This is a genomic window from Paraburkholderia sp. 32 (assembly GCF_050435345.1).
Lineage (GTDB): Bacteria > Pseudomonadota > Gammaproteobacteria > Burkholderiales > Burkholderiaceae > Paraburkholderia > Paraburkholderia tuberum.
The window spans coordinates 466,851-479,265 of sequence record NZ_JBNDKD010000003.1 but is presented as its reverse complement, the minus strand read 5'-3'; the positions used below and the strand labels follow the sequence as shown (position 1 = coordinate 479,265).

11 protein-coding genes are annotated in these 12,415 nt (G+C 63.6%); 4 read left to right on the top strand and 7 right to left on the bottom strand.

The genetic code is table 11. The annotated features are described in order from the left end of the window. Window positions 1-48: 48 nt before the first annotated feature. Window positions 49-2,250, bottom strand: coding sequence for a hypothetical protein (locus tag OKW26_RS24940; RefSeq protein ID WP_429355533.1), 2,202 nt, complete (start codon window positions 2,248-2,250; stop codon window positions 49-51). Between the two features lie 33 nt (window positions 2,251-2,283). Here OKW26_RS24940 and OKW26_RS24935 point away from each other — a divergent pair, with 33 nt between their 5' ends. The 4 genes from OKW26_RS24935 to gmd all read left to right on the top strand — a co-directional run bounded on the left by OKW26_RS24935 (window position 2,284) and on the right by gmd (window position 5,737). Beyond that, window positions 2,284-2,550 (top strand): hypothetical protein, encoded by a 267-nt coding sequence (locus OKW26_RS24935; RefSeq protein ID WP_184066608.1) that lies wholly within the window; start codon window positions 2,284-2,286, stop codon window positions 2,548-2,550. Window positions 2,551-2,808: 258 nt separating this feature from the next. Continuing rightward, entirely contained in the window at window positions 2,809-3,891 is a 1,083-nt protein-coding gene (locus OKW26_RS24930; protein ID WP_429355532.1) for an acyltransferase family protein, read from the top strand. Next, window positions 3,888-4,637: an SGNH/GDSL hydrolase family protein gene (locus OKW26_RS24925; protein WP_429355531.1), complete on the top strand. Its 750-nt coding sequence runs from the start codon at window positions 3,888-3,890 to the stop codon at window positions 4,635-4,637. The genes OKW26_RS24930 and OKW26_RS24925 overlap by 4 nt, the downstream gene beginning before the upstream one ends. A 56-nt stretch (window positions 4,638-4,693) precedes the next feature. Then, window positions 4,694-5,737, top strand: coding sequence for a GDP-mannose 4,6-dehydratase (gene gmd / locus OKW26_RS24920; protein WP_429355530.1), 1,044 nt, complete (start codon window positions 4,694-4,696; stop codon window positions 5,735-5,737). Between the two features lie 42 nt (window positions 5,738-5,779). On the opposite strand, the gene OKW26_RS24915 is transcribed toward gmd, so the two are convergent. From OKW26_RS24915 to OKW26_RS24890, 6 genes are all read right to left on the bottom strand, one after another. After that, window positions 5,780-6,145, bottom strand: coding sequence for a response regulator (locus OKW26_RS24915; protein WP_018418019.1), 366 nt, complete (start codon window positions 6,143-6,145; stop codon window positions 5,780-5,782). 31 nt (window positions 6,146-6,176) lie between these two features. After that, window positions 6,177-7,163, bottom strand: coding sequence for a chemotaxis protein CheX (locus OKW26_RS24910; protein ID WP_429355529.1), 987 nt, complete (start codon window positions 7,161-7,163; stop codon window positions 6,177-6,179). Between the two features lie 33 nt (window positions 7,164-7,196). Then, a complete protein-coding gene (locus tag OKW26_RS24905) occupies window positions 7,197-7,736 on the bottom strand; it encodes a hypothetical protein (protein WP_429355528.1) in 540 nt (179 codons plus the stop codon). Further along, entirely contained in the window at window positions 7,733-8,464 is a 732-nt protein-coding gene (locus tag OKW26_RS24900; RefSeq protein ID WP_429355527.1) for a methyl-accepting chemotaxis protein, read from the bottom strand. The genes OKW26_RS24905 and OKW26_RS24900 overlap by 4 nt, the downstream gene beginning before the upstream one ends. Further along, window positions 8,457-10,880, bottom strand: coding sequence for an ATP-binding protein (locus OKW26_RS24895; RefSeq protein ID WP_429355526.1), 2,424 nt, complete (start codon window positions 10,878-10,880; stop codon window positions 8,457-8,459). Before OKW26_RS24895 ends, OKW26_RS24900 begins: the two co-directional genes overlap by 8 nt. A gap of 330 nt (window positions 10,881-11,210) precedes the next feature. Then, window positions 11,211-12,377 (bottom strand): glycosyltransferase family 4 protein, encoded by a 1,167-nt coding sequence (locus tag OKW26_RS24890; RefSeq protein ID WP_429355525.1) that lies wholly within the window; start codon window positions 12,375-12,377, stop codon window positions 11,211-11,213. Window positions 12,378-12,415 lie beyond the last annotated feature (38 nt).

Genomic DNA, 12,415 nt, shown 5'->3' with positions numbered 1-12,415 from the left:
TTTGCGGTTAGATTGCGTGCGGGGCTGCGTCAGCGAGGCCAACGCACCTCAAGGCTTCCAGCGATACATCAGCACCTTGCCGCGCGCGTCTTCCTCGACGAAGACGAGGTACTCGCCATCGCCGCGCTTCGTCGCGCTGATACCGTTCGGCACGTCGACCCAACCCGACGCGCGGCCCACTTCGGGGCCCGGCCGGATCACGCCGAGTTCCTTGCCGCTGTCCTTGTCCCACACGTGCACCGCGCCGACCGGCTCGACGCCGAACACGTATTGCCCCTCGACCGTGACGCCGATGATCGTCGCGATGGGCTTGCTCTGCGTCTGCCACGGCAGCGTGATCGCGTAGCGCTGCACCGGCTTGCCGCTCGACCACTTGTCATAGCGCACCAGCACGCGCCCCACTTCCTTCCAGAAGCCCTGCGCGGTCGGCATATCGGCCGTATAGCCGCTCACGTACATCGTGTCCGTGTCCGATTCATAGATCGCGCGATGCAGTTCGCTGAACGGTGCCGGCACCGGGTACTGCGTCAGGTTCGAGTACGAGTAGACCGGGTTGCCCTTCGCATCGAGTCCGCCGAAACGGAAGCGATAGATGCCCTTCGTATCCCGGGTACGCCAGATGTCGCCGGCCATGTCGACCCACCAGCCCCAGCCGCCGGCGAGCTTCGTGCCGCTCGTGTTCAGCGTGTATTCGTCGCGATCGAAGCGCCCGTCGCCATTCGTGTCGCGCCAGATCCAGTCACCGCCCGGCGGTGCATTCGGCACCTTCGCGACCGCGCGCTCGCGACCTGCGATGAATCCCGAGGGAATCGCGGTCTCGCCGTCATGCTGCGGATCGAAGCGATAGATCTTCAGGTGATCCGCATACATGTCGGTCAGATAGAGGAACGTGTGCCCCTTCAACCGTCGCGCGATCGGCAGACCCGGATACTGGTCGGTATGGAACACCGGATCGTCCGGGTACTTGAACCGATTCGACAGGAACCCCGCGTATTTCCAGTCCTGTCCAGACGGCTTCGACAAATCGAGTTCGAAGCGCTTGTTGCCGGTATAGACGCTGTCGGGCCGGGCCGGATCGATCCACGCGCCGTCGACGAACAGCAGCCCCTCGACCTGCCAGTTGCGCTTGCCGTTCGGCGCATAACTTTCGAGCGTCGCGCCGAGGCCCGCGCCGATCGGCTCGTAACGCGGACCGATGCCATTGGTCGACACGTACACGTTGCCGCGCGCATCGACACCCACGCCGGTCAACCCGTTGAATCGCAATGGTCCGGGCTTGCCCGCGACGCCGCTGAAAATGCCGCCGCGCTCGCCGAGCGTGCCCGACTCCGTGTAGCGGCCGTCGCGCTTCGTGAAGAACAGCACCTGCTGGCGCGGACCGTTATCGGCGATCAGGAGGCGGCCTTGCGCATCGACGGCGAGGCCGACCGCGACCGTATCGGCCGGCAGCGTGATGGTCTCGTCGATGCGCTGACCGGTCGCCGTGTAATGCTCGATACCCGGCGCGCGATCGCCGCGCGTGCCGCTGAGCACCCATAGCGTGCCGTCGGGCGCGAGCGCGATACGTCCAGGCTCGTGCACGTTCCACGTCGCTTTCTGCTGCATCGACTCGGCATCGTAGACTTCGATGCGATTGCGCGCGGTATTGGCCGCGAACAGCGTCGTGTCGTTCGCGGCGAGCCCGCCGATCTCGGCGTTCGTGCCGGTCGGCACTTCGTTCATCATCAGAAAGCCGGCCGCGAGCTGCGCGTGCGGGTCCGCGTTTTTAGCGGCGGGCTGAAACGGTGCCACGCGCTTCGGCTCGTCGATCAAGCGCCGCGAGATACCAAACCATTGCTTACCCTTGTCCGGCCACACGCCCGGCTCGACCAGGCGTCCCTTTTCATTGCCGACCGCGATCGCGACGAACACATACTTCCGGTTGACCGCGATCGCATTGCCGCCGGCGTTGCCCCAGCCATGCGTGCCGCCCGCGAAGCCGAGCATCTTGCCGTCCTGATAGACGCTCGCTTCGGCGCCGCTTTCGTCCCACGGCGCGTTCGTATAGACCTTGCCGTCGGGCGTGACCGCGATCGCGGTGATATCGATCTGCGTCCATGTGCCATCGCCAAAGCCGAAGCTGTTGCCGATCCATGAGGTCTTCGCGTTCAAAGCGGTTTCGGCGCGAGCCGGCAGACTGGCCAATGCGGCGACGACGGCGGCAGCGCAGGCTGTCAGGGCGAACCAGCTTTTGAACGTGATACGGCGCAAGGCGGAACCTCCAGTCGATGTCCGGTCAACGCGATGCACGCGGACCTGCGCCCGCTCGGGGCGAAATTCAGTGATGTGGCAAAGCGAAACGAAGCGCAACCGATTGAAGCGCGGCGCCTGAAGGCAGCCGTCCGCACGGCTAAGTTACGCGGAAAAAATGCGGTGACGAAAATCGAAAATAATTCAAAAATATTCGTCCGCTTATACGTCGCAAAAGAAACGATTTTAAAAATCGATCAAAGCGCAAGCCTCGCCGTCAGTCGCCTCTGTCGCGACGATCCCCCGTTCCTACCGATGTGATATCACGCAATGCGCATTTATTACGGATTGCCCGATGCTCACCACATAAACATATAAATCTTTCGAGAATGGCCAAAGAAATACCCTGTTTCAATCTGATTCAATTAGCCCATTCCAACGGGTTTTTTCTCGAGTTTCTTTTCCCTAGAATCGATTGCACTTCAGTTGCGACGCGAAGCGCGCGCCTGTTCGCTGGCAATCCGTGGCGAACCGCGCGGCGCTTCGCCCGGCTCATCCGCTTTACACCATGGACGGTTCATGACAGCCAGCGCATTGCCCCTCGCGCCCTCCCATTCCCGCATCGTGCAGCTCGACGGTCTGCGCGCGATCGCCGTGCTCGCGGTGTTCGCGCAGCACGCGTTGAAAGCGCCGCTATGGATGGGCGTCGATCTGTTCTTCGTTTTGAGCGGCTTTCTGATCAGCGGCATCCTGCTCGATCGCAAGTCGCGCCAGCAGTCGTATTTCAGCTATTTCTATGCGCGGCGCGCGCGCCGCATCCTGCCGCCGTACCTGCTGCTGATGGCCGTGTCGTCGCTGCTGTTCGGCCTCGCGTGGGCGCGGCACTGGTACTGGTACGCGTTCTTCGCGACCAATATCGGCGATGCGCTCAATCAAAGCGGTCATGACAGCCTCAACGTGCTGTGGTCGCTCGCGGTCGAGGAGCAGTTTTATATCTTCTGGCCGTTCGTGATCCTGCTCGTGCCCGAGCGTCTGCTTGGGCTGGTGGCGGCCGCGCTGATCGTTCTGGTGCCGCTGCTGCGCGCGCTCGCGACGCCGTGGTTCGATTCGTTCTGGCCGATCTACTACCTGACGCCGTTCCGCATGGATCTGCTCGCGGCCGGCGCGCTGCTCGCGGTTGCCGTGCGGCGCGATCGCAATGCGCTCGAACCGTTCAAGGGACTCGCGGTGCTCGGCGCTCTGGCCGCGCTCGCGGTGCTGGCATGGCTGCATCTGCACTACCCGCGTTTTCGCGCAGCGAATACGCCGTTGTCGAATGCCGGGCTGTATAGCGTGTCGCTGGTGCTGTGCACATCGATCGTCGTGATCGCGCTGCAGAGCAAGGGCATCGTGAAGCGGCTGTTGTGCAATCGCGTGCTCGTTTATATCGGCACCATCAGCTACACGATCTATCTGATCCACCTGAGCGTGCTGTACATGGTGTGGCCGCTGCATCTGAATCGCTATCTGAGCGCCGCGATCGCGCTCGCTATCACGCTGGTGTACGCGAGCATCACGTGGTTCGCATTCGAGAAGCGCCTGATTTTCGGCGCGCGCGGGTCGAGAAAGACGACCCGCGCCGGCGCCCACGTTGCGCGGCAAGCACCGCAAGGCCGCGCATGAACCGCCTGGCCGTTGTTGCTGCCCACGTGCTGGGTGTCGTGTCGGCGCTGATGCTGATCGCGCCGACAACGCGCGCGGCCGTGGCCGGGCCGGCAGTGTCATCGCCGACGCAACTGCTGATCGACGCTTACGGCGACTCGACCACGCTCGGCATCACCTGCAGCGATGGCCACTGCGGCCCGCAAGCCCGCAACGCCGTCACGTATCTGCAGCAAGCGTTGCAGGCGCATGACGGCGAGCGCGTGCGCGTCACGAACTACGGCGTCGGCGGCACGATGGCCTGGCAGTTGCGCGACGGCACCGGCAATCGTCGCGCGGGGCCGACGGCGGGACTGCCGTGGCGCGAACGTCTCGCCGCCTCGCCCGCGCGGATCGTGTTGATCAACTACGGCATCAACGAAGTGATGCACAACCAGACGCCCGAGCAGTTTTACGCGGCCGAGACGTCGCTCGTGCAAACCGCGCGAGCGCTCGGCAAGGAGCCTGTCTTGCAGACCTCGAACCCGATGCCCGATAACCGGCTCAACGCACGGCTCGCCGCGATGATAGCGATGACGCGACGCGTGGCCGCCGAACAGCAGGTGCCGCTCGTCGATCAATACGCGTATGTGAGCAGCCTGCCCGACTGGAAGTCGCTGATGTCGGACGGCGCGCATCCAAAGCCGGAGTTGTACCGGCTGAAGGCCGAACAGGATTATCGGGTCGTCGAACCGGTGGTGCGGCGGCTGCTGGACAACGCGCATTGAGCCAGGCCCTTACGCGCGTTCCGTTCTCTTTTCTCCCACAAACTAGAAGGCAAGCTATGAGCCAACCACGCAAAGCGATCATCACCGGCGTATCCGGACAGGACGGCGCCTATCTGACCCGGCTGCTGCTCGACAAGGGCTATCACGTGACCGGCACCTACCGGCGCACGAGTTCGGTCAACTTCTGGCGCATGCGTGAGCTTGGCGTGCTCGATCATCCGAATCTGCGTCTCGTCGAACACGACCTCACCGACCTCGGCTCGACGCTGCGCCTGCTCGACGGCACGCAGGCCGACGAACTGTACAACCTCGCCGCGCAGAGCTTCGTCGGCGTGTCGTTCGACCAGCCGGTGACCACCGCCGAAGTGACCGGCGTCGGCGCGCTGAATCTGCTCGAAGGCCTGCGTATCCTGAGCCCGAAGACACGCTTCTACCAGGCGTCGACCTCCGAGATGTTCGGCCTCGTGCAGGCGGTGCCGCAACGCGAAAGCACGCCGTTCTATCCGCGCAGCCCGTATGGCGTCGCGAAGCTGTTCGCGCACTGGTCGACGATCAACTATCGCGAGTCGTACGACCTGTTCGCGAGCAGCGGCATTCTGTTCAATCACGAATCGCCGCTACGTGGCCTCGAATTCGTCACGCGCAAGATCTCGGACACGGTCGCGAAGATCAAGCTCGGCAAGCAGGACGTGCTCGAACTCGGCAACCTGAGCGCGCAGCGCGACTGGGGCTTCGCACTCGAATACGTCGAGGGCATGTGGCGCATGCTGCAGGCCGACGCGCCCGACACCTTCGTGCTCGCGACCGGCCGCACCGAAACGGTTCGCGATTTCGTGCGCATGGCGTTCACGGCGGCCGGCTATCAGCTGGAATGGGCGGGCAAGGACGAGCGCGAGACCGGCATCGACGTCGCGACCGGCAAGACGCTCGTGCGCGTCAATCCGAAGTTCTATCGGCCGGCCGAAGTGGACCTGCTGATCGGCTGCGCGGACAAGGCGCGCGACACGCTCGGCTGGCAACCGCAAACCTCGCTCGAACAGCTTTGCCAGATGATGGTGCAGGCGGACATCGCGCGCAACGAGCACCACGAGACGTTCTAACACGGCATCCGTGTGCGGCGGGGCTCGCCGCACACTGCCCCGTCAACCCGCCAGTTTCCGGAACGTCTCCAGCACCGCATCGCCCTTGAACGGCTTGACGATCCAGCCCTTCACGCCGGCGGCCTTGCCCCGCTCCTTCATCGCGGGGCTGCTTTCGGTCGTCAGCATGATCACGTTGACGGTCTTGTTCGCGAGTTCGCCGCGGATTTTTTCGACCATCGTCAGGCCGTCCATATTCGGCATGTTCACGTCGCTGACGATCAGGCGGATATTCGAATCCGTTTTCAGCTTCGCAAGGCCATCCTTGCCGTCGATGGCCGTCGCGACGTCGAGACCGTTTTTCGCCAGAAAACCCGCGACTTCATCGCGTACCGTGCTCGAATCGTCCACCACCAGAATCTTTGCCATAACCATTCCCTTGCGTCACCGACGCGTCGTATCAAAACAGATCGAGTTCGCCGGACTCGACGAGATCGTCGACATCCACCGCGTTTTCAGAAAAATCTTCGGGTGACCAGCTCAGGTTGAAAACGAAGCGCTGGTCGATCGACACCGACTGTCCGCTCGCGGTGTCGCTCAATCGATATTGAAACCGCAACTGCGGATTGTCCGAGCCGAACGAGATGTAGCGATGCTTGTGATTGACCAGCAGTGGCACCTGCACCTGCACCTGACTTGCATCGCGAGCGTTCTGCTGATCGAGGAAGCGGTTTTTGAATGCCCCCCAGATCAGATTGGTCAATTCGCCGAGCACGTCGTTCAGATCGCGAAAGCCCGGTTGCCCCGCGCCCATGCCGGGCTCGCGTGCCGCGCGATCGCGATCGATCATGCCGAGCAGCGGCTCCTCTTCGGCCTGCATCAACATATAGCCGCGACACCAGCTGCCTTCGAGCGGAATCAGGCTGAAGACCTCGCCGAAGATGATTCGATCGCGCACGATACTGGGCGTGTCGCGTTGCACCGTGACGCCGTCGAACAACGTGGCGAGCCGCGCTTGCGTGATCTCCGCGATACCGCGCACGAGCGCGTTCGGGAAGTCGAGGCTGAAGATGTATCGATCGACGGCTTCACGCAGCGCCGTCAGATCGGCGGCATTGAAATGCGCGCATGCCGCGTTCGTCAACGGCTTCGGAAGCCGTTCGAGCGGCGCGTGGCCGCTCGAACGCAGGATCACCGGCAGTTCGGGGCGCAAGGCATTGATGCGCGCGGCGCTCGTAGCCGCCTGCTCGACCGAGCCCCCGTAGTTATCCGCCAGCAGAACGCCGCCGAGATCGATATTGGTGGCCAGTACTGAGCCGAGGCGGTTGCTGTCGCGCACCTTCAGTGCGATCAGGTTGTGTTCGTCGAAAAAGAGCTTCAGCGCTTGCGCGTGTGCCGGACAGTCGTCGAGCACGAGCACCTTGCTGACGGGCTTGCTGGTATTCATCGTGTTTCAGTCTGCGAATGCAGTGTTGAGGGGCTAGAAAAGTTCGAGTTCGCCTTCCGCCTCGTCGGCCGTGGCGAGTTCAGCCTTGAAATCGAGGGGCGCCTGCGCGCATAGACATAACGTGACACCCAGCCGGGCCGCACCGCCGATCGTCAGCTCGTACGCCCACACGTGATCGGGCCGCAACTCGTCCAGATACTCGACACAGGCGCTGTTCAATTCATACGGCGTCGACATGCCAAGATCGGGAAAATGATTGACCAGTTGCTGGTTCATGTAGCCGCAGCACAGGTTGCCGAGTTCCATCAGCGTTTCCGACAGCGAACGCGTCGTGTCGCCGCTGGCGTAGTAGGCGTGCGTCGCGTCGTCCTTGCCGAAATGCAGCACGAACAGCAGACGAAAGCCGATCGACGAGATCGTCAACGCCATCGCGCAAGGTCCGGCCGGATGATCGCGATCCCACCTCGGCACTGCCGTGATCTCGCACGAATCGCCCGGCGTCGCGGCCAATCTCGCGCGGGCCGCGTGACAGAAGATGTCCGCGATGCTTTGCTTCGCCTGATCGGTAATCACGCTGCGGCCTGCTCGAGCCGGGATTGGAACTGGGTCGCCAGCGCTTCGACGCCGCCGAGCGACGCCGTGATCATCTTGCCGCCGGCCTGGATGTCCTGGAACGTCGCCGCCGTCGTCAGGTCGTTGCGATGCAGGCTCTCGCGATAGCTCTTCGACAACTCCTGCGAGCGCGACGCCAGCGAGCGCACTTCGCCCGCGACGATCGAAAAGCCGCGACCCGCGCTGCCGGCGCGCGCCGCTTCGATTGACGCATTCAGCGAAACGATCAGCACGTGCTGCACGATCGCCGACAGCTCCTGGTTCTTCTTGTGCATGTCGCGGTTCTGCGACATCAGCGAAATCATCTGCTCGTGCCAACGCTCGAACGTGATGGTCAGCGTCTTCAGACGGCCCGCCTCGTGCGCGATCCGCGTCGCATGCTGCAGCCATTCGTCGCTTCGCGAACTCGCGGCGTCGAGCGACGCCTGCAACGCTTCGCGATCGTGCGCGCACTGCCCCGCTTGCGCGCGCAGATCGGCTAGCATCGACTCCAGTGCGGCGCGCTCGCTGTCGGCCTGCTCGCCGAGCCGGACCGCCGCGTCGAGTTGCTGCTCGAGACACTGCCGCGCGAGCGCGTCGACACGTTGCGCCTGCGCACCCGCGCGAAGCTTCCGACGATAAAAAATTCCCGTCGCGAGTGCGCAGAGAATACCGCCAACGCCTGCGGCCAAAAGATAGCTTTCAAGCACAACCTGCTCCCATCGCTTCGTTCAATCCATCAGGCCGTCGGCCTGCTACCGCATCCGCGTCACGCTCGCGCGCTGCATCGGCGGACGCCTCGAGACTGTCCACCGCCCAGTCCTCGGGGAACGACACGACGGTCTGAAAGCGGCGATAGTCCGCGCCGCGACGATCGTCGGTGAAACGCAATTCGATGCGGCCATGCTCGCGCCGCACGAAATCGCGCACGGCATCCATGCCGACGCCGCGGCCCGAAATCTCGCTGACGGTCTGCGCGGTCGAGAAGCCGGAACGGAAAATCATCTCGGCAATCGCTTCGTCGCTGAGCGCGGCATCGGCGTCGATCCAGCCGCGTTCGATCGCGGCCCCACGGATTTTCGCGAGCGCGAGACCGCGGCCGTCGTCGCTGATGGTGATCTGCAGCGCGTGATGGTCGACGCCCACTTCCAGTTCGATGACGCCGGCCGGGTCCTTGCCGTTCGCGATACGCTCGGCGGCAGGCTCGATGCCGTGGTCGACCGAGTTGCGCAGCAGGTGCGTGAACACATTGCGCAGCGTATGGCTGACCTCGCTGCGCACGCGGTAGCCGTTGTTGTCGATGCTGACGACCGGCGCCTCCTTGCCGAGTTCGGCCGCCAGAGACGGCAGCGAGTCGAACACGCCCGCGAGCGCTTCGTAGACCGATTCGGTGCCCAACAGACGCAGTTCGCGCTGCAACGATTCGCGCATCGACACGAGCGCGTCCCGGTCGGCCGGATCGGCGCTTTCGAGCAGATCCAGCTGCTTCTGGATCGACTCGCGATCGACCATCAGGTAGCGATCCACCGCGCCGCTCTGGCCCGGCCCCTTGCGGCCGAGGCTCACTTCGTTGATCGTCGCGTAGGTTTCGAGCGCGGCCTTCACGCGCTGCAGATCCTCGATCAGAAGCTGCTGGTCCCACGCTTCGCTGCTGTCAGCGCGGCGCAATGCGTCGTAGCGCTGTTCGGTTTCGTGGACGATGCCGGTCAGATGCTGAAGGCTGTACGTGCGCGCATTACCCTTGACGGTGTGCATGTTGCGGAACAGCTCGGCGACGGCTTCGTGACTCGGCTCGTGATGCTGACGGATGATCCGTTCGTTCTCGCTGATGAAGCCCGTCGCGCTTTCGACGAAGTGATGGAACTTCTCCTGACTCACCGCGAGAATCTCGCCGATCATTTCCAGCCGGCGCTTCTGTTCGCCGGCCTCGGCGGCGAGCGCGCGCAGTTCGGTCACGTCGCGCACGCACAGCATCAAGCGCAGCACGACGTCGTGTTCGTCGGTGATGGCCGACCAGCTCAGGTCGAGCGTCTTCACACGGCCATCGGCCATCGGCTTGGCGATCTCGTTGACGAGCAGGTGCTGATTGAACTCGAAGTTCATGCTGTCTTCACCGATGCATGCCTGCAGCGCCGCTTCGATCTGCGAGAGCGCATCGCTGTTGATCTCGGTGCCGCCGAACACGAGATCGAGCAACGGACGGCCCGCAATCTCGCGCGTCTCGAAGATGGCCTCGAGATAGGCGGAGTACTCCGGATGCACGACCACGCCTTCGACCACCGTCAGAATCCCCTGCTGCATGTTTTGCAGCATCGCCTGGATATCGGCGGTCTTCTGCTTCAGTTGCAGCGAGCTTTGCTGGATCTTCTCGATCATGCCGTTGAACGCGACGATCGAATGACCGATCTCGTCCATGCGTCCGACCGGCACGCGGCGCGTGAAGTCCTGGCTCGCCGCGATCTCGCTCATCTCCACCTGCATGCGGCTCAGCGGCCGGGTGATCTGGCGATACAGCAGCGCGCTGATCAGCAACAGCACGACGATGGCCGCGCCGGTCGCGGCGCCGATCGCCGTCGTCGTGGTGGCGAGCGCGCTGTTCAGTTCGTCGATCGCGGCATCTTTCTGGCGGTTCTTTTCGATTCGCAGCGTCTCGACGATGCCTTCGAGTTCATCGCGGTATTGCGCGACGTTCGCGAACAGATAGGCCTGCGCCAGTTCGTTCTTGCCGTCGGCCTTCATCTTCGCGGTGTCGTTGACCGCGTTGAAATAATTCGCGAGGCTGTCGCGCGCCTGGCTCACGAGCCCGGTTTGGGCCTGACCTTGCGCGGCCTTCGCCTGCACGTCGAGCGCCGCCTGCAACGACGCTTCCTTGCTCTTCAGCAGGTCTTGAGCCTGCGAGACCATGTTCGCGTCAGGCGCATAGACGAGCGTCATCATCGCGAGCTGCACGTCCTTGACCTGCGATACGAGGTCTGCCGACGCGAGCGCGCTCGGCACGACGCCCTGGGTGACCTGCCTGACGTTGGCGGCGCTGTTGCGGGTCTGAAGCACGGCGTATCCGCCAATGGCGGATAGCGCGACAAGCATCAGAATGACGAGAAGCGTAATGCGGTGGCGGATGGTCATCTGAAAATCCCCGAGATCTGAAAATACAAGGTCCCCGCTTTCTGGCGGGACGCCCGTGTGTTTTTGTACTTTCGGGCGCGGGGATTATCGTCGCGGATGTGTGACGTAAACGTGACGAAGTCGACGCCGGGCGCCACGTTTCAGGGATTTGAAAAATAAGGTCGGAAAATCGCGGCCAAGGGCTGATCCGGGCTCAAGTTCAACAGGAAAGTGCCGTTATTTGTGGCCTATTTTTTTTGCCGGTTTTGCGGCGACATGAACGCGAGGCCCGAACGCAGCGATCCGAGCCTCGCCCCTTTTTTCATTCGATTGAACCGCGGCCGCTGCGCTTCAATGCAGCACGCTCCCCGCAATCGCTTCGGCATACACCGCCGCGACGCGCTTCGCGATCACCGCGTTATCGAAGCGTTCGCGCGCATAGCGGCGGCATGCATCCGCATCGGGCAACTTCAGCGTACCGTTCAGCGCGCCGGCGAGACCCGCGGCGATCGCAGCTGCGCCGGTCTCCGGCAACACCAGGTCGGGCGACAAACCCGCCACCGCCTCGGGCAATCCGCCGACCGGCGTCACCAGCACCGGCGTGCCCGACGCGAGCGATTCGACCGTGATGAGCCCGAAGCCTTCCAGCGCGACGGTCGGCACGACGCTGATGTTGGCCGCGCGATACAGCGCCGCCAGATGCTGATCGGGCACGAAGCCGAGCAGCTTCACGTTGTGTTCGAGCCCCGCGTCGGCGATGCGCGCCTCTAGCTCACCTTCGAGCCGACCCTTGCCCGCGATCAGCAGCAGCACGTCGGGCGCGCTGCGTTTGAGCAGCTTCACCGCATCGATCAGATCTTCGAGACCCATGCGCCGCACCAGCCGTCGCACCGCCAGCACGATCGGTCGGTCCTGCGGCAATTGCAGACGCAGACGCGCCTCGGCCTGCGTGATCGGCAGATTGAACTGCTCGACATCGACGCAGCCCGGCACCACGCGCACGCGCTCCGGCGAGATGCCGTAGCGCGTCGTGAGAATCTTGCCGAACGCGTCGGACAGGACGATCAACCGCGACGAACGCGCGTATACCGACTGCTCCAGATAACGCTTCGCGCGCTGGCCGAACGAATCGGCGCCTTCGACGTGGCTCTCGTCGGCCCACGGTCCCTGAAAATGCGACACCTGCGGAATGCCGCGCGTCACGTCGAGCCCCGGAAACGTATAGAGCGCGAAGTGCGACGAAATCACATCGGGCCGCGACGTGCGGATTTCGTGGCGTAGCGCGCGGCGTGCCGCCATTAGCCGCAGCGGCAGCGATTGCGTGGCGGGGCCGAAGCCGTTGATCGCGCCACCGGTATCGGCCGCGACTTTCGGCGAGCCGGCGACGACGCCGCGCACCGCGACGCCCGCGCCCGGCAGCGCGCCGACCAGCGAGTAGTACATGCGGTCGAGGCCGCCCGCGCGTTCGGGAAACCAGTGCATCCCGATCTGCAGCGATTTGATTGAGCCAGTCGTCATGATGGTGTGCCCCTGTGTGTTGCTTGCGGTGAGTTGCT